We start from the raw sequence: 21376 nt of genomic DNA, 5'->3' as shown, positions 1-21376 counted from the left end.
AGTCAGATGTGTATAGGAGCCGGGAGCATCCCCCGCCCATGAGCTGCCCGGCCGTCACCGCCTGGACGAGCACGGCCAGCGTGTTGAGTACGGCGACGGCCTTGAACGCGGTCACGTACCCGCTCCCCTTGACGACCTGGGTGACCACTGGAGTTCTCCTTCGTCCTCGTATGAAGACCTCCAGGATCTTGCGGCGACCGCCGCCCGGCATCCGCCACCCGTCGTGATCCCCGCTACGACGTCCGGTGTACACCAGGGGTCCCCGGCGTACACCCGGGTCCGCCCGCGACACAGGTGTACGCGGTGTACATCGGAGCGGGCTCAGGCCGGCTGGTGCGAGCCCGAGGACGCCAGCGGCGGCAGGATGGCCTGGGCGTCGGCGCCCCCGAACCACAGGCCGATCACGAACGCGGCCGTGGCCTCCAGCAGCGTCGCCCGGTCGAGCCCGCCCCCGTTCACAGGCGTGCACCCGAGGTCGGCCACCAGCCTCCCCACGCTCTCCTTGGCCGCCGAATCGTCCCCGCACAGCGGCACCGCCAGCGGCCTGCCGTCGAACACCGGCGGTGTCATCCGCCACACGTCCACGTTGCACAGGTTGAACGCCTTCACCACGTGACCGCCGGTGAGGTCGCTGATCAGGTTGGCCAGCGGTCGCGCGGGGTCGTACTTGTCGGGGCCCGGGGCGTTGGTGACGTCGATGACGGGCTTGCCGCGCATCGCCGTACCCGCTTCCTCCAGCACGGCGACGATCCCGGCCGCTCTGACGGCCACCATCACGACGTCCCCGAACGCGGCCGCGTCCGTCCAGCTCCCAGCCCGCACCCCGCCCGCCGCCCCAGCCGGGGCGCCTGCCTCGGCGGTCATGGCGGCGGCGCGGGCGGCGGCCCGGTCCGCGTCCCGGCCGCTGATCATCACCTCATGCCCGGCCCTGGCCCACTGCGTGCCCAGAGCGTCCGCCATCCCGCCGGCGCCGAGGATCCCGATGCGCATGTTCGTCCTCCGATTGGTGAAAGGGGTTTACTTGTACGAAGGACAGTAGGGATGTCGTCGCACACCAAGTGGTGCCTAACGGAGGCTCGTGTTGTTCATCGCGGACTGCCAGGCCAGGCTCGCCTTCGACCTGCTCGGCAACACCTGGAACGCGGTCGTGCTCTGGGCCCTGCGCCACGGGCCGCGCCGCCCCGTGCTGCTGCGCGCGCAGATCGGCGGCATCAGCGCCAAGGTCCTCACCGAGACCCTGCGCCGCCTGGAGTTCAACGGCCTGGTGACGCGGCACACCTACGCGGAGGCCCCGCCCAGGGTCGAGTACGAGCTGACCGACCTGGGCCGCACGCTCCTGCCCGCGCTCGAAGCCTTCGGCGATTGGGCCTCCACCCATGCCGACGACGTGCTCGCCGCCCAGGACCGCTGGGAGTCCGACTCCGCCGCCCAGGAACGCGCGTAACCTGCCGCCAGGCCACTATCACCCCGCCTCACCTGCGGAAAAGACCGAACCGTTTCGTTGAACCGAGTGTTACGCAATGACTACTCTGGGTAGCTAGACCAAGGCTGTTCATTGCGTTTACCCAGGAGGTTCCATGGTTCTCGCCCCCCGCAGGATCGCCGCCGCGGCCGCTCTCGCCGGCGCCGTCACCCTGATCACCGCTCCCGCCTCCCATGCGGTGGTGGACCCGATCGGGATAGGCACCTGCCTGAGCAGTTCGGCCGCGGACGCCACCACGCTGGTCGACCCCACCGCGCCCGGCGTCCCCGCCGAGGTGCCCGGAGTCGCCTGCCTGGCGCCCTGACCTGCCCGGCTGCCGGGACACCGGTGTAGGCGGCGCGGCGGGATCCGCCGCGCCGCTCAAGTCCCGGCCTCCGCATCCGACAGCGCAACGACCGTGTTCAAGCAGCAGCGTCCAAGCAGCGTTGTTCCAAGCAGCGTTCGAGCAACGTTGTTCAAGCAGCGTTCGAGCAGCAGCGTCCAAGCAGCAAGGAGTTCCGTTGAAGGTCCGAGTCCTGACCGCCCTCACAGCGCTCGCGCTGGCGGCCGCCACACCCCCGATCACCCTCGACTACCTCAGCTCGGACAAACCACCCCTCGTCGATGTTGAGGCCTGGGTCCAGCACGTCAACATCCTGACGTCCTAGTGCGGCTCGCGCAGCTGCCCGTGGCCGAAACACCGACGGGGCCACGGACGATGCTCGGGCGTGTCGGCTACTGCATGTTCCTCAGCCGATGGATCCAGGCGCCTCTCTATCTGGGCCTGATCGTCGCTCAGGTCGTCTACGTGTGGCGGTTCATGATGGAGCTGATCCATCTGGTCCAGCTCGGGTTCGGCGGCACGCCGCCGGAGACCACCGTCATGCTGATCGTCCTCGGCCTGGTGGACGTCGTGATGATCTCCAACCTGCTCATCATGGTCATCATCGGCGGCTACGAAACGTTCGTCTCACGGCTGCGCATCGAGGGACATCCCGACCAGCCGCAATGGCTCTCGCACGTCAACGCGAACGTGCTCAAGGTCAAGCTGGCCATGGCGATCATCGGGATCTCGTCCATCCATCTCCTGCAGATATTCATCAACGCGTCGCGACCCGCCGTCACCGACAGAGAGCTGATATGGAAAACACTCATCCACCTGACGTTCGTGGTCTCGGCCCTGGCCCTGGCCCTGATCGATCGGATCATGGCGGCCGGCCGCCCAAAGCACGGCACCGGTCACTCCGAGGAGGCTGCGGAACGGCAGCCGGAGCGGGCCGTTGCCTAGCCCCACTCGATCGCCGGAGGGGGCCGCGGCCCCACCGGGGATGGGGCTTCTGATGCGAACGGGCTCCTCCGCCGCGGCGCACGGCACCGTAGCCGGCACTGCGGTGGGCGTTGTGGTGGCTGCTGTGGCCGGCGTCGTGCTCGGGGGTGCGCTGCTCCCCGGCGCCGCGTACGCCGACGCCAAGCAGGGCTCGACCTCTCTCATCGGCAATGTGATCATTTTCAATGACGAGATCGTCGAGCCCGTGTCGCTGCCGGTGAGCACCTGCGGCGGGGTGCTGTCGTTGCTCAGCAAGGCGCCCAGCACCTGCAAGGACACCTCGCGGGTGTCGGACGACGACGCGTGAGGCCCCTACGTGCCCGCCCGTCCGCGCAGGGCGGGCGGGCACTCGGGCGGCAATGCGGCCAGGCGACGTCAGGGCGTCAGCCGTAGAGGCGTTCCAGCACCGCCGCCACCCCGTCCTCGTCGTTGGACAGCGTCCGGCGCTCCGTCGCGGCCAGCACCAGGTGGTGCGCGTTGGCCATGGCGTATCCGGCCCCCGCGTAGGCGAGCACGGCCAGATCGTTGGGCATGTCGCCGAACGCCACGACCTCCTCGGCCGTCACTCCCCGCCGGCTGCAGAGCCGGTCCAGCGTGCCCGCCTTGGTCACCCCGGGAGCGCTGATCTCCAGCAGCCCTTCGACGCCGGAGTGCGTGACCTCGGCCAGCCCCTCGATCGCCGCCACCACGGCCGTGAACATCTCGTCCGCCGTGTGCGCGGAGGACATGGCCAGCAGCTTGACGATGGGCTCGTTCTCCTCGAAGACGGAGACCACCTCGCGGTAGGCGGCCAGGTCCTGGGCGTGCCGCCTGGTGTAGGCGGCCTCGGTCAGCACGTTCCGGCCCGTCTCGACGGCCAGCCCGATGCCGGGCAGCGCCTCCGCCAGGGTCGCCGCGACCCTTCTCGCCGGGACCGCGTCGAGCGGGTGGCTCTCGACGATCTCGTCGGTGGCCAGGTCGTAGACGACGGCGCCGTTGCTGCAGATCGCCAGGCCGCTGACGCCGGCCTCCTCGGCGATCGCCCGGACGCCGCGCGGCGCTCTGGCCGTGACGAACACGATCTCCGCTCCGGCGGCTCGGGCGGACTGCAGAGCCCTTCTGGTCCGGGCGGAGACGGTGCCCTCCGAGGTGAGCAGGGTGCCGTCGAGGTCGGTGGCCACGATGCGGGGAGGGGCTCCGTCGTGCGGTGAGGTCACAGAGCGAGGTGAGGTCACAGAGCCGATTATCCTGAGCCGCCAGGTCAGGAGATCGTGCGGGGGCCCGCGTCCGTCTCCGGGAGGGGAACTGTAGGGTACGCGCGTGTCCTCCACTCCTCGCCCGGACGATCGCGTGGCCTCCGCGTTCCGGTTCGCCACGGAGCTCGTCGCCTGGGTCGCCACCCCATGGGCGCTGGCCCCGCACTCCGTCGTCCTGGCCGTGCTGTCCGTCGTGGTGCTGATCGGGCTGCCGACCCTGTTCTCCACTCCGGGCGACAAGCGGAACGTGATCGTCGCCGTGCCGGGCCCGGTGACGATCGCGCTGGTCGTCCTGCAGCTCGTGGCCGCGGTGGCGGCGGCCTGGGTGGCCTGGCACGCGGTCGTGGCGGCGCTGGTGTCGGTGCTGGCCGTGGTCACCGTGGTGCTGGAGCTGCCGCGCTGGCGGTGGCTGTTGTCATCACGCTGAGCACGCCTCCCGGACACGCCCGGATGCGCACCTCCGACCCCGGGCGCGGCTAGATGCGCATCTCCGAGGGGAGGCGGGCGGCCGCGTTCATGAGCTCCAGGCCCACCAGCCGCCCCGAGTCCCCGAAGTCGAGCACGACGTCCTCCGCCACGACCTGCCGGACGGCGTCGCCCGGGACCAGCTCATGCTTCATCGCGATATAAGCGATATCGCGGTCTTTGTCCCAGCTCACGTACACCGTCTGCGTGCGCCGGCTCGCCGGCGCCTCGTCCCACTCCAGCAGCCCCGCCTTGGCCTCGTGCGAGCCCGCGAGCGCCGCCCGCACCATGACCGTCGCCAGCTCGACCGCCTCCAGCGAGTCGACCCCCGAGACCTTCCGCTCGTGCTCCCACCCGTCGAGCCCGTCGATCCGGTACGGGCACGACCACTCGCCCGTCGGCTCCTCATACGGCACGCCTATGGTGACGACGACGTCACGCGGCGGATCGGTACGCAGCGCCAGCACCCGATGGGCGATCTCGTACATATCTGCTCATCTACCCCCGTGGCCCCACATGGAAGACTCGCTCACCTTCTGAGATGGGGCTCCATCCCATATCGTCGATGGACTTGGCATTCCGGCGTGGGGCCGCCGCGAGCTAGTCTGCCTACGATCGCAAAGGGGGCCTTTCCCGATGAACGAGTCGTTCGGAACACGCCTGCGAGCCAGGCTCGACAAATTCGGACCGCTCTGTGTGGGCATCGATCCGAGCCCGGCGCTGCTGACCGCCTGGGAGCTGGACGACTCCCCCGCCGGGCTCGAACGCTTCAGCCGCACGGTCGTCGACGCCGTGAGCGACGTGGCGGCCGTGGTCAAGCCGCAGTCGGCCTTCTTCGAGCGCTGGGGCAGCCGCGGCATCGCCGTTCTGGAACGCACCATCGCGGACTTGCGCGAGGCCGGCACGCTGGTGCTGCTCGACGCCAAGCGCGGTGACATCGACAGCACCATGGCCGCCTACGCGGAGGCCTACCTCGACCGGGGCAGCCCGCTGGCCGTGGACGCGGTGACGCTGAGCCCGTACCTCGGGTTCGGGTCGCTGGAGGGGGCGATCATCTCCGCTGTGGCCAACGACGCCGGCGTGTTCGTGCTGGCCCGCACGTCGAACCCGGAGGCCGCGCCGTTACAGCGGCTCGTCGCTGGACAGGTGCTCGAAGCGGCCGCCGCGGCAAACGCGGGCCACTCGCCGTTCGGGCCGGTCGGGGTGGTGATGGGCGCCACGCTGCCGACGCTCGAACACTCGCTGGACGGGCTCAACGGGCCCATTCTCGCTCCGGGGCTGGGCGCCCAGGGCGCCGAGCCCGCCGACGTGGCCCGGCTGTTCGGGTCCGTACGCGACGCCGTCCTGCCCTCGGTCTCCAGGGCCGTGCTGGCCGACCCAAAACGGCTGCGCGCCCGCACCCTCCACTACCGCGACGAGTGCACCGCTCACCTGGCCTCCGGCGTCGCCGACCAGAGGTGAGCGGCGCACCCTGCTCCTAGCGGGCGTCGCCGGGCTTCTGGCGGGGGTCGCCAGGCTCCTGGCCGAGGTCGCCAGGCTCCTGGCCGGGGTCGGCCGCGATGGCGCGGTTGACGGCGATGACGCGGTTGACGGCGGCCAGCACCGCGTGGATCGAGGCCGTCAGCACGGAGGTGTCCTGGCCCGCGCCCCAGGAGGTGACGCCGCCGACGCGGGCCTCCACGTAGGCCATCGCGCGGCTGGCCGGGCCCGGCGCCATGGAGTGCTCGGCGTAGTGCAGGATGTCCACGTCGAGCCCGTCTGCGGCCAGCGCCGCGGTCAGCGCGGACAGCGGGCCGTTGCCGGTGCCGCGCAGCGCCCGCCCCGACCGCAGCGTGCCGGCGAACTCGTGCTCGCCGGGCCCGATCTCCACCGTGCGCCACTCGGCCAGCGTGCCGCTCTCCCCCGGCGCCAGGTAGGTGGCGGTGAAGAGCTCCCAGAGCTGCTCGGCCGTGATCTCCTCGCCGGTGCCGTCGGTCGCCTGCTGGACGACGGAGGAGAAGTCGATCTGCAGCCGCCTGGGCAGCTCCAGGCCGTAGCGGGTGTGCAGGAGGTAGGCGATGCCACCCTTGCCCGACTGGCTGTTGACGCGGATGACCGCCTGGTAGTCCCGTCCCACGTCGGCGGGGTCGATCGGCAGGTACGGCACGTCCCACGGCGCCTGCTCCGGCGCGACGCCCAGCTCGGCCGCCTGCTTGGCGTGGTGGGCCAGGCCCTTGCGGATGGCGTCCTGGTGGGTGCCGGAGAAGGCGGTGTAGACGAGGTCGCCCGCGTACGGGTGCCGGTCGGGCACGGGCAGGCGGTTGCAGTGCTCGGCCACGCGCCGGATCTCGTCGATGTCGGAGAGGTCCAGCATGGGATCGACGCCCTGGGAGTGCAGGTTGAGCGCCAGCGTCACCAGGTCCACGTTCCCCGTGCGCTCGCCGTTGCCGAACAGGCAGCCCTCCACCCGCTGCGCCCCGGCCAGCAGGGCCAGCTCGGCGCAGGCCACGCCGGTGCCCCGGTCGTTGTGCGGGTGCACGGAGAGGATCACCGCGTCCCTGCGGTCCAGGTGGCGGTGCATGTACTCGATCTGGTCGGCGTACACGTTGGGGGTGGCGACCTCGACCGTCGCGGGCAGGTTGTGGATCACGGGGCGGTCCGGCGCGGCGTCCCAGAGGGCGGTGAGGTCGTTGCAGACCTCCAGTACGTAGTCCGGCTCGGTGAGGTTGAACACCTCCGGCGAGAACTCGAACCGCACCGGCAGCCCCTCCGCCAGGCGGGCCACGTGCCCGGCGGCATCCTTGATCAGCGCGCGCAGCTCGTCCCTGTCATGGCCGAGCACCACGTTGCGCCAGGTGGGCGCGGTGGCGGTGTAGAGGTGCACGACCGCGCGCGGCAGGCCCTCGATCGAGGCGAACGTCCGCTCGATCAGGTCCTTCCTGGCCGGCGTGAACACCACCACGGTCACGTCCTCCGGCACCACGCCGGGCACGGCCAGGTCGCGGACGAAGTCGAAGTCCAGCCGGCTGGAGGAGGGGTAGCCGACCTCGATCTCCTTGAAGCCCATGGCCACGAGCAGGTCGAACATGCGGCGCTTGCGAGCCGGGTCCATCGGCTCGGCCAGCGCCTGGTTGCCGTCGCGCAGGTCCACCGGGACCCAGAGCGGTGCGTGGGTGATGCGGCGCGCGGGCCACTCGCGGCCGCCTTCGAGCCGCACCTCGACGCGCTCGTGGGCGGGCTTGTAGCGGTGGTAGGGCATGCTGCTCGGGCGCTGCCGGTTCCAGTCGTACACGATCTCGTCCTTCTCTGTCGGTCACTGTCCCTGGTCGGGTGGACCGGCGGCACCGCTGATCACCGCGGCGGGGTGCCGGTCCGGTCAGGCCCCGCCGCGGCGGCCGAGAAGGAGACCGTGCGACATCATGACGGCTACACTAACCACAACACAGGTCCTCAGACAAGCTGAGAGGTTTTCGACCATGCCGCTAGGCGCCCTACGCCCGAGCCCGCTCGTCGAGCAGGCCACCCAGCACCTCCGCGAGCAGATCACGAAGGGCGAGTGGCCGGTCGGCACCCGCCTGCCCGGGGAGAACGCGCTGGCCAAGGCGCTGGGGGTGGGGCGCTCGACGGTCCGCGAGGCGCTGCGGGCGCTGGCGGGCGCGGGGCTGGTGCAGGCCAGGCAGGGGTCAGGGGTGTTCGTGATCGCCACGGAGCCGGCGACCGGGCCGGGCGAGGACTGGTCCGCGCGGCTGCGGCGAGCCGCCATCACGGACGTGTACGAAGTGCGCATGATGGTGGAGACCCAGTCCGCCAGGCTGGCCGCCGGGCGGCGTACCGACGAGGACGTGGCGGCGCTGGAGTCGGCGCTCGAGGCGCGGGAGCGGGCGGCGGAGGGGGACGACGCGGCGTTCGTGGACGCGGACATCGCCCTGCACGCGGCGGTGGTGTCGGCGGCGGGCAATCCGGTGCTCACCGACTTGTTCGCGGAGTTCGCGCCGGCGTTGCGCGACGGGTTGATCGGCTTGGTGGAGGAGCTCGGGCTGCGCGCCCATGACCGCAATCCAGGTCACGACACGCATGCGGCGCTGGTGGCGGCGATCCGGCGCGGGGACGCGGAGGCGGCCAGCGGCATCCTGCAGGCGGAGCTGGAGCAGACCCTCGCCCATCTCCACGGCAAGCCACGCTGACCCGAGCACCGCCCCGCTATGGCCGGCACGGTGGTCCAGGCCGAGGCGCGGTGGTCCAGGCCGGGCGCCGTGGTCGTGCGGTCAGCCGGTGGGGCCGGCGTCCGGGCGGATGACCTCGTCGCCCTCGTCCGGCCCGTCCTCGCGCTCAAGCTCCGGCCCGTCCTCGCGCTCGCGCTCGTGCTCCGGCTCGTCCCGTGCCTCTGGCGGGTCGGCCGGCACGGGCCTGCGGCTCCTGGGCGTGCCTGCGCCCGACCGCTCGGCGACGACGTCGCTCTCGCCTTCGGCGCCCACCACGGCCTCGGGCAACTCGTCGGATGTGTCGCTCATAGTCACCCCCTTGCCCCCTCAACCCCCGCCGAACCGGTTTGCTAGCGTGCGACCGTGTCCAGCCCCACCCTGCGTCCCACCGCCCGCGTGATCCTGGCCGATCCCGACGACCGGGTGCTGCTGTTCCGGTTCGTGCCGCCGGACCCCTGGCCATCCGAGCTCTCCTGGCAGTTGCCCGGCGGCGGCATCGAGACCGGCGAGACCCCGGCCGAGGCGGCGGCGCGCGAGGCGCTGGAGGAGACCGGCCACGTCCTCGACCCGGCCGCGCTCGGCGACCCGGTGGCGGTCAACGAGGGCCCGTGGTCCAACCTCGGCCGGCACTTCTACAGCGTCCACACCTACTTCTTCGCCCGCGTCCGGTCGGCGACCGTCGAGCCGGCCGGGCTGCAGGGCTATGAGAAGGAGCAGTGGCTCCTGGGAAACCGCTGGTGGCGTGCCGACGAGCTGGCGGCGACCGAGGAGCGGGTCTTCCCGCCCGGCCTGGCCGCGCTGCTGCCGGACCTGCTGGCCGGCGTCCGGCCCGCCGCCCCCGCGCGGCTGTCGTTCATGCACGACTGACAGCGCGCGGAGCCGCCGGCGCGGCCGGGCAGGCAGATCAAACAGGCGGGCAGATCAAACAGGCGGGCAGACCCGGCAAGCGGGCCGACCTGGCAGGCGGGCCGCCGTCGTGGTCACCGGCCGAGCGCGTCCTCGATCTGCCGGCGCGTCGGCATCGAGGTGCTGGCGCCTTCACGCTGCACCGACAGCCCCGCCGCCACCGACGCGAACCGCATGGCCTGCGCCACGTCCAGCCCCTCCGACCGCGCCACGGCCAGCGCGCCCACGAACGTGTCGCCCGCCGCCGTCGTGTCCACCGCCTTGACCTCGTCGGCCGGGACCCGCAGCCGCGCCCCCGAGCGGGAGCCGTACAGGGCGCCCTCGGAGCCGAGCGTGATCACGACCTCCTCGACCCGCTCCAGCAGCGCGTCCAGGGCGGCCTCCACCCCCTTGACCCCGGTGAGCGCGGCGGCCTCGTGCTCGTTCGGGACGATGGTCGTCACCGCGTCGAGCAGGTCGTCCGGCAGCGGCTGCGCGGGGGCGGGGGTGAGGATGACGGGCACGCCGGAGACCTGGCCGGCCTGCGCCGCCGCCACGACCGCCGCCATCGGCAGCTCAAGCTGGAGCAGCAGCGCGCGGGACCGGGCGATGGTGGCGAGGTCGCCGCCCGAAGGGCCGGTGATGGTGCCGTTCGCGCCGGGGACGACGATGATCGAGTTGCCGCCGTCGTCGTCCACCACGATGTGCGCGATGCCGCTGGGCCCCGGCACCTGCCGCAGGCCGTGCACGTCCACACCGGCCTCGGTCAGCGTGGAGCGCATCTCGGCCCCGAACCCGTCGTCGCCGACCGCCCCGAGGAAGGACACCTCCGCGCCGGCTCGGGCGGCGGCGATCGCCTGGTTGGCGCCCTTGCCGCCGGGCACGGTGCGAAATCGGTGCCCGGTGACCGTTTCGCCTCGCTTGGGGGCTTCGGAGACGTACGCGACGAGGTCCATGTTGGCGCTGCCGAAAACCGAGATCATGGCTTCATCATCTCCTGCGTACGTGCGGCCAGCACGTCCAGACCCACCCCGTCGAAACCGGTGAGGCTGCTGGCCAGGCTGTTGCGCATGCGCCAGCGCTCCGGCACCCCGCCGTTCAGGGCGCCGGCGATCGACCCGGCCGTGGCGCCCGCCGAATCGGTGTCCCAGCCGCCGGCGACCGCACCGGCGATCGTGGCGGTGAAGTCGCCGCGACCGTGGATCAGCGTGGCGGCGATCAGGGCCGCGTTGTTGATCGTGTGCACCCAGTGCAGGTTCCCATGGCGCTCGTGCAGGCGGTCGATGACACGCTCGAAGTCGTCCTCACGGGCGGCGTCCTCGACGGCCAGGCTGACCGCCTGGTGCAGGCGCGAGCGCCGCGGCACCACGGACAGCCCCGCGCGCACGACCTCCTCGGCCGACGTGGCCACCAGGGATGCGGCGCACATCGCGGCCACGAACATCGCCCCGTAGATCCCGTTGGCGGTGTGCGTGAGCCGGGCGTCGCGCCAGGCCAGCTCCGCCGCCGCGCCCGGGTCGCCCGGATTGATCCAGCCGTACACGTCGGTCCTGATCAGCGCGCCGATCCACTCGCGGAACGGGTTGCGGTACGTGGCCGTCCCCGGCGGCTCGATCCCGTCGAGGAGGTTGCGGTAGGCGACCCGCTCGGCGGTGAACGTACGGCCGGCGGGCAGCTCGTCCAGCCACAGCTTGGCCACGTCGGCGGTGGTGAAGCCGCGCCCGTGGCGCTCCAGGACCGAGAGGGCCAGCAGCGGGTAGTTGAGGTCGTCGTCCTCGGGGACGCCGTCGATGTTCTCGGCCAGCGAGTTGACGGCGCTGCGGCGGTTCCACGGCCAGCGGGCGGCGACGTCGTCCGGCAGCCCCTTCGCCGTGAACCAGCCGCGGATCGGCCAGTTGCCGGTCGCCTCCGCGATCTCCCTGATGCCGGCCCGCGGGATCTTCTCGACCGGCTTGCCCAGCACGCACCCGGCCGCCCGGCCCAGCCACGCGCCCAGCACCCTCGCGGGATCCACCTCGACGGCGTCCGCCGGCCGCGGCCAGGACGGGCACGCGGCGATGACGGCCGCCAGCTCCGAGGGCTCGTCGAGCGGCGAGGGGACGGCCGCCAGCTCGTCCAGCAGCTCCTCGGCCAGCCCGCGCAGCCGTGCGGCGCCGGGCTCGGAGGCCCCGGCGCGCGGCGGCGCGTCGTGGCCGCCGGCCGCGTGCCAGCGCCGCGCGATCTCCGCCACCCGCCCGGGGTGGCGGCCGTCCTCGGCGGCCTGGCGGAGCTCGTGGCCGATCAGGTCCTCCGGCTGGACCCAGGTGAGGCGGATCATCGGCGGTCGAGGTCGGCGAAGGCGGCCTCGTGGCCGCGCCGCCGGGCCAGGTCGTCGGCGTGCACCCGGCGCGCCACCTCGGCGATCGCCAGCCCGGGAGCCACCAGGTCCGTACGGCTGGCCGTCGCCACCTGCTCGACCCACTCCTGCGGCACGGAGGCGAGCCCGCCGAGCGCGCCCGCGATGGCCCCGCCCATGGACGCGATCGAGTCGGCGTCGCGCCCGTAGTTGACCCCGCCGAGCACGGTGTCGCGGTAGTCGCCCTTGGCGATCACCAGGAACGCCAGCGCCAGCGGCAGCTCCTCGATGCTGTGCACCCGGCTCGGCCGGCGGGCTCCCAGCCCCTGGTCGCGGTAGGTGTCGGCGACCGTGTCGTACGGCCGCATGGCGGCGCGCAGCGTCTCGAACGACCCGTCCCAGTGCCCCAGCCCGGCCGCGGCCTCGCAGACCGACTCGATGGCCGCCCTGGTGCCGTCCTTGGCCAGGCGCAGGCAGGTGGCGACCACGGAGTCGGCCGTGGCCCCCGGCCGCATGGCCTCGGCGACTGCGGCGGCCATGATCCCGGCGGCCTCGCGGCCGTAGCTCGACTGGTGGGCGCCGGCCAGATCGATCGCCTCGGCGTAGGCGGCGTCGGGGTCGGCGGCGTTCACGATGCCGACGGGGGCGACGTACATGGCCGCGCCACAGTTCACGATGTTTCCGACACCGGCCTCGCGCGGGTCCACGTGCCCGTAGTGCAGCCGGGCCACGATCCACTTCTCGGCCAGGAAGATCCGCTGCAGCGGCAGCGCCTCGGCCTCCAGCTCGGGGATCCACCGCTTCTCGCCCATCAGCTCGGGCACCAGGTGCTCGGCCATCGAGTAGGCCCCGAGGTGCCCGCCGGTCTTCTCGTACACGCGGATGAGGGCGTGCGTCATCAACGTGTCGTCGGTGATGTGGCCGTCGCCCTTGTGATAGGGCGCGATCGGCCTGGCGTTGCGCCAGTCCTCGTTGTACGGGGGCACGATGCCCTCGACGCGGCCGCCGTACCGGTCGACGATCTGCTCAGGAGTCCAGCCCTCGGTGGCGCCGCCCAGCGCGTCACCGACCGCCGCTCCCGCCACGCACCCGGTGGCCCTGTCCTCAAGCGGCGTCATGCGATTCCCTCCGTGCGGTCGTCCGTGCGTTTGTCCGTCAAGTTACTCGCTAGTTCGATCAGGTCCATGCCCGCCAGGTCGGGCAGGCAGCAACCGGCCAGCGTGCGGGCCGACGCGATCCACCCCTCCGGGATCGCGTCGTACCCGCCGCAGGCACCCGCCAGCGCTCCGGCCAGCGCGGGCGCCGAGTCGGCCAGCGCGGCCAGGCAGACCGCCGCGGGCACGGCCCGGCCGAGCTCGCCGCCCGACACCTCGGCCAGCGCCAGCGCCACCGGCACCGTCTGGGCGGCTCCCACGCCGTAGCTGTAGACGCGGTCGAGCAGCGCGGCGTCCAGTGCGGGGACCGCGGCGAACGGGTCTCCCGCCTTGCGTGCCACGGCCAGCGCCACGCGCGCGTTGTGGCCGATGGCGGTGTCCTGCGGCAGCACGGCCAGCGCCGCCTCGACCGCGCGGGCCGCCGAGCCGGACGCCACCGCCTCGGCCACGGCGGCGGCCATGGCCTGGGCGCCGAGCACGCCGTCCGCGGCGTTGGTCACCTGGGCGTCCTGGGTGGGGTCCCGTCCCAGAGCTCCGAACGCGACGGCCCTGATGGCGGCCGCGTCGTCGAAATGGTGCGGGTTGTCGTGGCCGGACGCGGGCGGCTCGACGCCCTTGGCCAGGTTGTCGAGCGCGGTGACCACCGAGATGCGCGCCCTGATCTCGCGCTCGGCGCCGCTCGCCTGGGCGCCTCCCGCCTGGCTCGCGTCACGGCGGGCCCGCGCGGCGGCCAGCTCTCCGAACGCCTCGGCCCGCGGCCGGTCGATCGTCAACGCCGTCCAGGCGAGCCACTCGGCGTCATCGGACGGGCCGAGCGCCAGCGGGGCCGTGGGCTGGTTGAGCGCGAAGGGCACCGGGAGCGTGGTCACCCCGTGGTCCTCCGCGAACGCGTCCAGCTCCCTGTGCAATCGCCTGCTCCAGGGGGCGTGCAGGGCCGCCCGGTGCCTGCTCGCGGGCCAGCCCGCGGCGTCACCGACGGCGAGCCCCGCGAAGGCCCCCCTGATTCTGTCCCCCGACATTGTGATCTACAGTCCTTCCGCCAATTCGCCGGCGACGTCCAGCACGTGTTTCCCGGCCACGACGGGCAGGCATTTGCCGGTCACCGGCCCGATCCGGGCGGCCCAGCGCTCGGGCACGCCGCCCTCGCCCCGCAGGGCTCCGGCGACCGCGCCCGCGATCGCGCCGATCGTGTCGGCGTCCCTGCCCAGGCTCACCCCGAACGTCACGGACGCCTCCACGTCTCCGTCGCCGACCAGGAACGCGGCCAGCGCCAGCGCCACCGCCTCGGGTGCGATGTCGGTCCACGGGTAGTGCCTGACGACCACGGCCTCGTGCAGCGCCTCGGTCAGCGCCTCCTGCCGGGCCTCGGTCAGCGTTCCGGTCGCGCCGGCGTCGTCACCGGACGGGTCCCAGCCGACGGCCGCGCACGCCCGTACGATGTCGCGGGCCGTCCACGAGTCCTGCGGGATCACGGACAGCGCGGCGCGCACCACCTCGCGTGGGGTGGCCCCGCCCATCGCGGCGGCCACCGCCCCGGCGATGGCGCGCCCGCCGAGAATCCCCTCGCCCGATCCGCTGACCAGGCCGTCCTGCTCCACCAGCCGGGCCGCCTCGGCCGGGTCGCCCGGGCAGAAGATCCCGTACGGCGCGGCCCGCATGGCGAGCCCGTCCGACCAGCCGTGCGAGTGCACCAGCCCGGTGAGCGGCGGCTCCAGGCCCCGGCGAAGCGCTTCGATGGTGCCCAGCTCGGAGAAGCCGGCCCCGCGCATCGGTCCCGCGATCAGCGGGATGATCTCTTCCCGGTACGCCCGCGCCACGTCGGCCGGCGTCAGCCCGTGCCCGTGCCGGATCAGCAGCGACGCGGCGAAGATGGCGTACTCGGTGTCGTCCGTGCCGCCGCCCTCGATCTCCGTCAGCCGCCCCCAACGCCGCCGGATCTCCGCCGGCGTCAGGTTCTCGGCCGGAGCCCCGAGGGCGTCGCCGGCCGCGAGGCCGAGCAGACACCCCCGGGCCCGGTCTTTCAACGGGTCGCCCTCAGTCACCGCTGGTAACGCTCCAACACCTTGTTGCCGTCCTCGACGAGCCGCTTGGCCACCTCGTCGATGGTGATCTTATTGGCGAAGTACTCCTGCAGGGCCGGCGTGGCGACCTTGCTCTTCCACTCGTCGAACCCGTTCACCTTGAGGAACGGCGCCACCACGAGGTTCTTGGCCGAGGCGGTCGCGATGTCCCACCCGTTCTCCTCGGTCGTCATCCCGGGGTCGGCGGCGGCCGTCTGCGAGGTCGGCAGCAGCCAGTCGCCCTTGGCGAGCTTGGCCTGGTTGGTCCCGTTCAGGAAGAACGAGATGAACTTCATGGCCTCGTCGGCGTGCTTGCTCTCCTGCGCGATCGACAGGGTCTGCGACACCGCGCCCTGCTGCGCGCTGGTGCCCTTCGGCGCCGGCAGCGTCACCCAGTCGAAGCCGTCGGGAGCCTGCTCCACGACCTGCTGGCGCAGGTAGACGCCGGCCGGCAGCAGCGCGAACTTGCCCTGGTAGAAGGCGGGCAGCGGGTCGGCGGTGCCCTGGCCGAGCGCGGCCGGGTCGGCCGACTTGTCCTTGTAGAGCTGGTCGTGGATGCGCTGCAGCACCTCACGCTCCTCCGGGCCGACCTTGACGGTGGTCTTGCCGTCCGCGGTCTGGAAGAAGGTGCCGCCGAAGTTGAGCGCCAGGTTGAGCGTCTTGTTGACCGGCGACTTCATCGGCCACGCGACGCCGAACGTGCCGCCCTTGGTCATCTTCTTGGCGGCCTCGGAGAACTCGTCCCACGTCCACGGCTCCTGCGCGGTCGGGATGCGCACCTTGGCCGCGTCGAGCAGCTTCTTGTTGGCGATGATGACCTGCGACTCCTGCAGGAACGGCACGCCGTACACGCCCTGCTCGCCCTTGCCGCCGTCGAATGTGACGGTGTCCCAGGCGGCCTGCGGGATGTCGCTCTTGAGCTCGGCCGGCAGCTTGTCCGAAAGGTCGAGCAGGTAGCCGTCGCTGGCGAAGCCGGACAGCGCGGGCGAGTCGTTGTGGATCACGTCGGGGGCGGTGCCGCCGGCGAACTGCGTGACGAGCTGGTCGTTGACGTTGTCCCAGCTGCCCTGGACGTAGGTGACCTGGATGTTGGGGTTCGCCTTGTTCCACTCGTCCACGAGTTGCTTGTTCGCGGCGACCGATTCCTTCTGCCATGCCAGGCTGAGGAAATTGATCTTCACCGGCTCGTTGGGAGCGGACGACGACTCGCTGCCGCCGCCACCTCCCCCGCCGCAACCCGCGGCGAGCGCGGCGATCGCGGCCGCCGCCAGAGCGGACTTGATTCGCATATGAGCCTCCTAGCCCTTGACGGCGCCGGCCATAAGGCCGGACTTCAATCGCCGCTGAATGATTGCGAAGAAGATCAGGCTGGGGATCGTCGCCATGAGCGACGCCGCGGCCAGCGGACCGAGCCTGGCCACTCCCTCCGGGCCGGTGAACCTCACCAGCGTGAGCGGGAGCGTCATGACCTCGGGGTCCTGCAGGATCACGAGGGCGAACATGAACTCGTTCCAGGACGAGATGAACGCGAACAGCAGCGTGGCCACCACGCCGGGCGCCAGCAGCGGCGCCACGACGCTGACGATCGAGCGCAGCCGGGAGGCGCCGTCCACAGAGGCGGCCTCCTCCAGCTCGCGCGGCACCGCCCGGACGTAGCCCTGCAGCATCCACAGCGCGAACGGCAGCGTGAACGTCACGTGCACGACCACCAGTCCCGGCAGCGTGTTCACGAGCTGCAGGTCCCGCAGGATCATGAAGAGCGGGATGATGATCAGGATGAACGGGAACACCTGGCTGACCAGCACCCACCCGATCGCGATCCGGTTGAGCAGGCTGCGGTGGCGCGCCATGGCGTACGAGGCGGGCAGCGAGATCAGCACCGTGATCACGCTGCTGAACAGCGCCACCACCAGGCTGCGCAGCGCCGCGCCGGCCAGGTCCTGCTCGCCGAACGCGTCGGTGAAGTTCACCAGCGTCGGCTCGCGCGGGATCCACGTCGGGTCCGCCAGCGCCATCTCCTGCGGCGTCTTCAGCGCCGTGGACAGCAGCCACACCAGCGGGAAGGCCAGGAAGACGATGTACGCGACCAGCGCGACGTACTGCGGGACGCGTCTCATCGGGTCTCCCTCATCTGCCGCCACAGGTACAGTCCGAGCACCGCGAGCACGACGATGGCCATGGCCAGGCCGAGCATCGAGGCGTAACCGGCCATCCGGTACCTGAACGCCTCCTCATAGGCGAACAGCATCGGCAACCGCGTCTGCCCGCCGGGCCCGCCCTGCGTGAGCACGTAGACCAGGCCGAACTGGTTGATGTTCCACACGAAGTCGAGCGACGTGATGGCCACGATCACGGGCCGCAGCTGCGGCAGCGTGATGTTCCAGAAGCGCCGCCACCGGCCCGCGCCGTCCACCTCGCCGGCCTCGTAGAGCTCGCTCGGGATGCTCTGCAGGCCCGCCAGCAGCACCACCGTGGTCTGCGGCATGCCGGTCCAGATGCCGACCACGATGATCGCGGGCAGCGCGAGCGAGAAGTCGGCCAGCCAGTTGATGTCCGTGCCGAGCAGGTCGTTCAGGATGCCTGCGTCGGGGTGGTAGACGAGCTTCCACATCAGGCCGATGACCACCGGCGGCATCGCCCACGGCACCACGGCCAGCACCCTGGCCACGCCGCTGAAGCGCAGCTTCTCGTTGAGCAGCAGCGCCAGGCCGAGCGCGGCCAGGAACTGCAGCACGGTCACGGACACCGACCAGATCGCGCCGATCCTGAAGGAGGACCAGAACTCGTCGTCGGTCAGCAGCCGGCCGAAGTTCTCCAGGCCGACGAAGCTCGTCTCGTGGACCCGCGTGTTGCGGGCGTCGGTGAACGCCAGCCCGATGCCGTACAGCAGCGGGCCGACGCTGAACAGCAGCACCGGCACCAGCGCGGGCAGCATGAGCAGCCACATCTCACGCGTCTGGCGCGAGATCCCGCGCCGCTTGGCGCGGCGCGGGCCGCGCGGCGGCGCCGGTCTGGTCGCGGTCGCCGTCACGCCACACTCCCCTTCTCGTCGGTACGCCCCGCGTCCCCGGACGCCGTTGCGTCTCCCATGGCCTGCCGCGCGGTGTCGCCCACCGTCGAGGCGCGCACCACGAGGCGCGGCGGCACCGTGACCAGCCGGGGCTCGCGGTCGTCGCCCTGCAGCCGGTCGAGCAGCAACTCCGCGGCGGCCTTGCCACGCTCGGCGGACCCGAGCGAGACGCTGGTCAGCGCCGGCCACGAGGCCGCGGCCAGGTCGGTGTCGTCCATGCCGACCACCGCCACGTCCTCGGGCACCCGCCGGCCCGCGGCCCGCAGCACGTCGAGCGCGCCGAGCGCGATCAGGTCGTTGGCGCACATGAGCGCGTCCACGTCCGGGACGGCGGCGAGCAGGTCCGCCACCGCGCGGCCCCCTTCCGCGCGGTAGAAGTCGCCGATCCGCACCAGGTCCTCGTCGTAGGGCAGGTCGAGGTCCGCCAGCGCCTCCCGGTACGCGGCCCCGCGCGCGGCGCCGGGCACGGTGTCGAGCGGGCCGTTGATCATGCCGATCCGGCGGCGGCCGAGCGAGTAGAGGTGGTCGATCGCCAGCCGGACGCCGGTCCGCGAGTCCGCGCGGACGTTGTCGACGCGCGTGCCCTCCGGCACCGAGCCGATGATCACGACCGGCGCCCTGGCTGCGGCCAGCATCTCCAGGTGCGTCTCGGTGACCCGCAGCGGGCTCATGATCAGCCCGTCCACGTACCGCTCGCCCAGGCTGTGCAGCACGTCGATCTCGTCGGCCACGACGGCGTCGGTGGAGTGCAGCACGAGCCGGTAGCCCGCGGCCTTCAGCACCGGCTGGATCTCCCGCAGCATGGCCAGGTAGGCGGGGTTGCCCACGTCGGCCATGGCGAAGGCGACCTGGTGGGTGCGGCGCGACTTGAGTGACCTGGCCACGGCGTTGCGCACGTAGCCCAGCTCGTCGGCGGCCGCCATCACCTTGCGTACGGTGTCCTGCCTGGTCGGCAGGCCGTTCAGGACCCGCGAGACGGAGGCGATCGAGACACCGGCGCGCTCGGCGATCGTGTTGATCGTGGGTCCGTCGGCCAAGGCTGTCCTTCCTGAGGCGTAAACGTTTACGCCAAAGGTCCTGTAAACGTTTACGGTGTGGGCCATATGAAACCTGGGCGTAACTTGCAGGTCAAGTCACGATCGCATAACACCAGGTCAGCCCCCATTCCGGCAAATCCGCCAGGTAACCGAAGGGCCGGACACCTGGTCGGCGTCCGGCCCCTACCGGCGGAATGTCGCGGCGCGCGCTACGACGCGGCCCCCGACGACGGCCCCGGCGACGACCCTGACACCGACCCGGACAGCGACTCGGCCGGCGCGGGTTCGGCGGAGTGGCGCAGCAGGGCGCGGATGGCCGGCGAGCCGGTGAGCGCCACGACGGCGGCCAGGACGGCCGGGATGACGAGCGCGGTCGGCAGGTTCGACGCCTCGGCCACGTACCCCAGCACGGCCGGCCCCAGCAGCAGCCCGCTGTAGCCGAACGCCGTCACCATCGCCAGCGCCCGCCCGACGGGCCCGCCGGCCGCCCCGACCGCGCTGAACAGCACCGGCACGACCGTCGCCAGCCCGACCCCGGCCAGCGCCCAGCCGGTCCAGGCGCACACCACCCGCAGCGTCTCACCGGTCAGGGGCGCCACCAGGACCAGGACGTAGCCGGCCGTGGCGAACAGCCCGGCGAGCTGGATGGTGCGCACCGACCCGAGCCTGGCCCTGATCGGGTCCCCGAGCAGCCGCACGGTGGTCATGGCCACGGAGAAGATCGTGTAGGCCAGCGGCGCGGCGGCGGGATCGGTCTCCAGCACCCAGCGGGCGTGCAGCGCGGCCCAGTCGATGGCCGCGCCCTCGCTCAGGTGCCCGGCGAACGCGGCCAGCCCGAGCAGCGCGATCAGCCCCCAGCGCAACGAGCCCGCCGCCTTGCCGCCCGGCTCCTCGGAGGCGTGCGCGGGCGGGTCGGGCAGCAGCAGGCGCGCGGCGGGGACGTACAGGAACGGGACCACCAGCGCGGCCACGATCAGCAGCACCTGCGGGTCCAGCTCGGCCCGCAGGACGAGGGAGGTGATGCCGCCGCCGGCCGCGCCGCCGAGGCTCCACGTCCCGTGGAAGGCCGAGATGATCGGCCTGCCGTAGCGGCGCTCGACCTCGACGGAATGGGCATTCATGGCGACCTCGGTCACCCCCAGCCCCAGCCCGAACACGACCGCCAGCACCGCCAGCGTCCAGTACGAGGGCGCGAGCGCGGGCCCGAGCAGGACCACCCCGGAGAACGGCCCGGCGAACCAGCACACCCGCCGGCTCGACCACTTGTCCACCAGCCGCCCCGCCACCAGCATCGACACCAGCGCGCCGCCCGAGATCAGCAACAGCACGCTGCCCAGCCGGGCGGGGCCGAGGCCGAGGCGGTCGTTAAGCGACGGCAGCCCGGCGGCCCACAAACCCATCACCAGACCGGCAAGAAAGAAGAATCCGAAAACTGCGACACGGGCACGTCTGGCTTCAATGAGGCTTTTGTTCACGACTAGAGCATAAACTGTGACACGTGAACGGAGCTACGACCAGCGGCGAGCTTCGCGCGCACAACCGGGTCAGGTTGCTGCGCGCCGTGCACGACTGCGGAGCCTCCCGCACCCGGTCCCAGCTGACCCGGGATCTCGGGCTGGCGAGGGGCACCGCCTCGGTGCTCGTCGCCGGGCTGGCCGAGGACGGGCTGCTGCACGAGGAGCCCGCTCCCGAGCACGTACGCGGGCGGCCCACGCAGGTGCCGGGACCGCATCCGCGCGGGCCCCTGGCGCTGGCCGTGGACGTCAGGGAGGACGCCTGGGAGCTGGCGGCGTGCGAGCTGGGCGGGCGGGCCACCGTGCTCGGCGTACGGCCCCACGACGGCACCCCGGATGGCGCGCTGGGCTCCCTGGGCGAGGCGCTCGCCGCGCACGGGCGGCGGCTCGGCTCCCGCGTCGCCGGGGTCGGGGTGGCCCTCGCGGGACCGGTGCGGCCCGGCGGCCTGGTGGACATCGCCCATCTCGGCTGGCGCTCGGTGAACGTCCCCCGCCTGCTCGGGCTCGGCCCCACGCCGATCGTCGGGAACGACACCGCGTTCGCGGCGCTGGCCGAGGCGCGGCGCGGCCGGCTGCAGGGCGTACGCGTCGGCCTGCACCTGCACGTGGACTTCGACCTCGGCGGCGTCCTGGTCGTGGACGGGCACCCGC

The 21376-nt window shown here is 72.3% G+C and carries 24 protein-coding genes and 1 pseudogene; 10 read left to right on the top strand and 15 right to left on the bottom strand.

Annotated elements, in window-relative coordinates; all coding sequences use genetic code 11:
* Positions 1 to 321: 321 nt before the first annotated feature.
* Positions 322 to 990, bottom strand: coding sequence for an NADPH-dependent F420 reductase (locus ETD85_RS44985; RefSeq protein ID WP_138695976.1), 669 nt, complete (start codon positions 988 to 990; stop codon positions 322 to 324).
* An 88-nt stretch (positions 991 to 1078) separates the two neighbouring features.
* On the opposite strand from ETD85_RS44985, the gene ETD85_RS44980 reads away from it, so the two are divergent.
* From ETD85_RS44980 to ETD85_RS44965, 5 genes are all read left to right on the top strand, one after another.
* Positions 1079 to 1444: a winged helix-turn-helix transcriptional regulator gene (locus ETD85_RS44980; RefSeq protein ID WP_138695975.1), complete on the top strand. Its 366-nt coding sequence runs from the start codon at positions 1079 to 1081 to the stop codon at positions 1442 to 1444.
* A 133-nt stretch (positions 1445 to 1577) separates the two neighbouring features.
* The gene (locus tag ETD85_RS44975) at positions 1578 to 1787 is read left to right on the top strand and encodes a hypothetical protein (RefSeq protein WP_138695974.1); all 210 of its coding nucleotides are present in this window, start codon (positions 1578 to 1580) and stop codon (positions 1785 to 1787) included.
* A gap of 196 nt (positions 1788 to 1983) precedes the next feature.
* The gene (locus ETD85_RS63730) at positions 1984 to 2130 is read left to right on the top strand and encodes a hypothetical protein (protein WP_170247173.1); all 147 of its coding nucleotides are present in this window, start codon (positions 1984 to 1986) and stop codon (positions 2128 to 2130) included.
* A gap of 50 nt (positions 2131 to 2180) precedes the next feature.
* Positions 2181 to 2750 carry a TIGR00645 family protein gene (locus ETD85_RS44970; protein ID WP_138695973.1) on the top strand — a complete coding sequence of 190 codons (570 nt, stop codon included), beginning with the start codon at positions 2181 to 2183 and terminating at the stop codon, positions 2748 to 2750.
* 52 nt (positions 2751 to 2802) lie between these two features.
* Positions 2803 to 3096, top strand: coding sequence for a hypothetical protein (locus ETD85_RS44965; RefSeq protein ID WP_138695972.1), 294 nt, complete (start codon positions 2803 to 2805; stop codon positions 3094 to 3096).
* Positions 3097 to 3172: 76 nt separating this feature from the next.
* On the opposite strand, the gene ETD85_RS44960 is transcribed toward ETD85_RS44965, so the two are convergent.
* On the bottom strand, positions 3173 to 3985 hold the full coding sequence (locus ETD85_RS44960; RefSeq protein WP_206059268.1) for a Cof-type HAD-IIB family hydrolase: 813 nt from the start codon (positions 3983 to 3985) through the stop codon (positions 3173 to 3175).
* A 103-nt stretch (positions 3986 to 4088) separates the two neighbouring features.
* On the opposite strand from ETD85_RS44960, the gene ETD85_RS44955 reads away from it, so the two are divergent.
* The gene (locus tag ETD85_RS44955) at positions 4089 to 4451 is read left to right on the top strand and encodes a hypothetical protein (RefSeq protein WP_138695971.1); all 363 of its coding nucleotides are present in this window, start codon (positions 4089 to 4091) and stop codon (positions 4449 to 4451) included.
* Positions 4452 to 4500: 49 nt separating this feature from the next.
* Here ETD85_RS44955 and ETD85_RS44950 read toward each other — a convergent pair whose 3' ends face one another.
* Positions 4501 to 4977, bottom strand: coding sequence for a DUF2283 domain-containing protein (locus tag ETD85_RS44950; protein WP_138695970.1), 477 nt, complete (start codon positions 4975 to 4977; stop codon positions 4501 to 4503).
* A 148-nt stretch (positions 4978 to 5125) separates the two neighbouring features.
* Between ETD85_RS44950 and pyrF the strand changes: the two genes are divergently transcribed.
* Entirely contained in the window at positions 5126 to 5950 is an 825-nt protein-coding gene (gene pyrF / locus ETD85_RS44945) for an orotidine-5'-phosphate decarboxylase (RefSeq protein ID WP_138695969.1), read from the top strand.
* Between the two features lie 16 nt (positions 5951 to 5966).
* Here pyrF and leuA read toward each other — a convergent pair whose 3' ends face one another.
* The gene (gene leuA, locus ETD85_RS44940; RefSeq protein WP_138695978.1) at positions 5967 to 7727 is read right to left on the bottom strand and encodes a 2-isopropylmalate synthase; all 1761 of its coding nucleotides are present in this window, start codon (positions 7725 to 7727) and stop codon (positions 5967 to 5969) included.
* 217 nt (positions 7728 to 7944) lie between these two features.
* Here leuA and ETD85_RS44935 point away from each other — a divergent pair, with 217 nt between their 5' ends.
* A complete protein-coding gene (locus tag ETD85_RS44935; protein WP_138695968.1) occupies positions 7945 to 8652 on the top strand; it encodes a FadR/GntR family transcriptional regulator in 708 nt (235 codons plus the stop codon).
* An 81-nt stretch (positions 8653 to 8733) separates the two neighbouring features.
* On the opposite strand, the gene ETD85_RS44930 is transcribed toward ETD85_RS44935, so the two are convergent.
* Positions 8734 to 8979 carry a hypothetical protein gene (locus ETD85_RS44930; protein ID WP_138695967.1) on the bottom strand — a complete coding sequence of 82 codons (246 nt, stop codon included), beginning with the start codon at positions 8977 to 8979 and terminating at the stop codon, positions 8734 to 8736.
* A 54-nt stretch (positions 8980 to 9033) separates the two neighbouring features.
* On the opposite strand from ETD85_RS44930, the gene ETD85_RS44925 reads away from it, so the two are divergent.
* Entirely contained in the window at positions 9034 to 9537 is a 504-nt protein-coding gene (locus ETD85_RS44925; protein WP_138695966.1) for an NUDIX domain-containing protein, read from the top strand.
* Positions 9538 to 9650: 113 nt separating this feature from the next.
* Here ETD85_RS44925 and rbsK read toward each other — a convergent pair whose 3' ends face one another.
* From rbsK to ETD85_RS44875, 10 genes are all read right to left on the bottom strand, one after another.
* On the bottom strand, positions 9651 to 10538 hold the full coding sequence (rbsK, locus tag ETD85_RS44920) for a ribokinase (RefSeq protein ID WP_138695965.1): 888 nt from the start codon (positions 10536 to 10538) through the stop codon (positions 9651 to 9653).
* The gene (locus ETD85_RS44915) at positions 10535 to 11872 is read right to left on the bottom strand and encodes an ADP-ribosylglycohydrolase family protein (RefSeq protein WP_138695964.1); all 1338 of its coding nucleotides are present in this window, start codon (positions 11870 to 11872) and stop codon (positions 10535 to 10537) included. The genes rbsK and ETD85_RS44915 overlap by 4 nt, the downstream gene beginning before the upstream one ends.
* A complete protein-coding gene (locus ETD85_RS44910; protein WP_138695963.1) occupies positions 11869 to 13008 on the bottom strand; it encodes an ADP-ribosylglycohydrolase family protein in 1140 nt (379 codons plus the stop codon). Before ETD85_RS44910 ends, ETD85_RS44915 begins: the two co-directional genes overlap by 4 nt.
* Complete coding sequence (locus ETD85_RS44905) at positions 13005 to 14063, bottom strand: ADP-ribosylglycohydrolase family protein (protein WP_240779842.1); 1059 nt, start codon at positions 14061 to 14063, stop codon at positions 13005 to 13007. Before ETD85_RS44905 ends, ETD85_RS44910 begins: the two co-directional genes overlap by 4 nt.
* A gap of 6 nt (positions 14064 to 14069) precedes the next feature.
* Positions 14070 to 15086: an ADP-ribosylglycohydrolase family protein gene (locus tag ETD85_RS44900; protein ID WP_138695961.1), complete on the bottom strand. Its 1017-nt coding sequence runs from the start codon at positions 15084 to 15086 to the stop codon at positions 14070 to 14072.
* Positions 15083 to 16393 (bottom strand): ABC transporter substrate-binding protein, encoded by a 1311-nt coding sequence (locus tag ETD85_RS44895; protein WP_138695960.1) that lies wholly within the window; start codon positions 16391 to 16393, stop codon positions 15083 to 15085. The genes ETD85_RS44900 and ETD85_RS44895 overlap by 4 nt, the downstream gene beginning before the upstream one ends.
* 9 nt (positions 16394 to 16402) lie before the next feature.
* Positions 16403 to 17221 carry a carbohydrate ABC transporter permease gene (locus ETD85_RS44890; protein ID WP_138695959.1) on the bottom strand — a complete coding sequence of 273 codons (819 nt, stop codon included), beginning with the start codon at positions 17219 to 17221 and terminating at the stop codon, positions 16403 to 16405.
* A complete protein-coding gene (locus tag ETD85_RS44885; protein WP_138695958.1) occupies positions 17218 to 18135 on the bottom strand; it encodes a carbohydrate ABC transporter permease in 918 nt (305 codons plus the stop codon). Before ETD85_RS44885 ends, ETD85_RS44890 begins: the two co-directional genes overlap by 4 nt.
* A complete protein-coding gene (locus tag ETD85_RS44880) occupies positions 18132 to 19211 on the bottom strand; it encodes a LacI family DNA-binding transcriptional regulator (RefSeq protein ID WP_138695957.1) in 1080 nt (359 codons plus the stop codon). Before ETD85_RS44880 ends, ETD85_RS44885 begins: the two co-directional genes overlap by 4 nt.
* A gap of 209 nt (positions 19212 to 19420) precedes the next feature.
* Entirely contained in the window at positions 19421 to 20686 is a 1266-nt protein-coding gene (locus tag ETD85_RS44875) for an MFS transporter (protein WP_276617340.1), read from the bottom strand.
* Between the two features lie 23 nt (positions 20687 to 20709).
* Here ETD85_RS44875 and ETD85_RS44870 point away from each other — a divergent pair.
* Positions 20710 to 21376: pseudogene (locus ETD85_RS44870) on the top strand (ROK family transcriptional regulator); the annotation flags it as partial.

This window comes from Nonomuraea zeae (genome assembly GCF_005889725.1).
Lineage (GTDB): Bacteria > Actinomycetota > Actinomycetes > Streptosporangiales > Streptosporangiaceae > Nonomuraea > Nonomuraea zeae.
This window is presented reverse-complemented; position numbering and strand designations above follow the sequence as displayed.

Bases quoted from the DNA above. Each gene is read 5' to 3' on its own strand.
- ETD85_RS44910 (WP_138695963.1), bottom strand. From the start codon at position 13,008: ATGACGCCGCTTGAGGACAGGGCCACCGGGTGCGTGGCGGGAGCGGCG.
- ETD85_RS44905 (WP_240779842.1), bottom strand. From the start codon at position 14,063: ATGTCGGGGGACAGAATCAGGGGGGCCTTCGCGGGGCTCGCCGTCGGT.
- leuA (WP_138695978.1), bottom strand. From the start codon at position 7,727: ATGCCCTACCACCGCTACAAGCCCGCCCACGAGCGCGTCGAGGTGCGG.
- rbsK (WP_138695965.1), bottom strand. From the start codon at position 10,538: ATGATCTCGGTTTTCGGCAGCGCCAACATGGACCTCGTCGCGTACGTC.
- ETD85_RS44950 (WP_138695970.1), bottom strand. From the start codon at position 4,977: ATGTACGAGATCGCCCATCGGGTGCTGGCGCTGCGTACCGATCCGCCG.
- ETD85_RS44965 (WP_138695972.1), top strand. From the start codon at position 2,803: ATGCGAACGGGCTCCTCCGCCGCGGCGCACGGCACCGTAGCCGGCACT.
- ETD85_RS44890 (WP_138695959.1), bottom strand. From the start codon at position 17,221: ATGAGACGCGTCCCGCAGTACGTCGCGCTGGTCGCGTACATCGTCTTC.
- ETD85_RS44915 (WP_138695964.1), bottom strand. From the start codon at position 11,872: ATGATCCGCCTCACCTGGGTCCAGCCGGAGGACCTGATCGGCCACGAG.
- ETD85_RS44970 (WP_138695973.1), top strand. From the start codon at position 2,181: ATGCTCGGGCGTGTCGGCTACTGCATGTTCCTCAGCCGATGGATCCAG.
- ETD85_RS44895 (WP_138695960.1), bottom strand. From the start codon at position 16,393: ATGCGAATCAAGTCCGCTCTGGCGGCGGCCGCGATCGCCGCGCTCGCC.
- ETD85_RS44975 (WP_138695974.1), top strand. From the start codon at position 1,578: ATGGTTCTCGCCCCCCGCAGGATCGCCGCCGCGGCCGCTCTCGCCGGC.
- ETD85_RS44930 (WP_138695967.1), bottom strand. From the start codon at position 8,979: ATGAGCGACACATCCGACGAGTTGCCCGAGGCCGTGGTGGGCGCCGAA.
- ETD85_RS44985 (WP_138695976.1), bottom strand. From the start codon at position 990: ATGCGCATCGGGATCCTCGGCGCCGGCGGGATGGCGGACGCTCTGGGC.
- pyrF (WP_138695969.1), top strand. From the start codon at position 5,126: ATGAACGAGTCGTTCGGAACACGCCTGCGAGCCAGGCTCGACAAATTC.
- ETD85_RS44935 (WP_138695968.1), top strand. From the start codon at position 7,945: ATGCCGCTAGGCGCCCTACGCCCGAGCCCGCTCGTCGAGCAGGCCACC.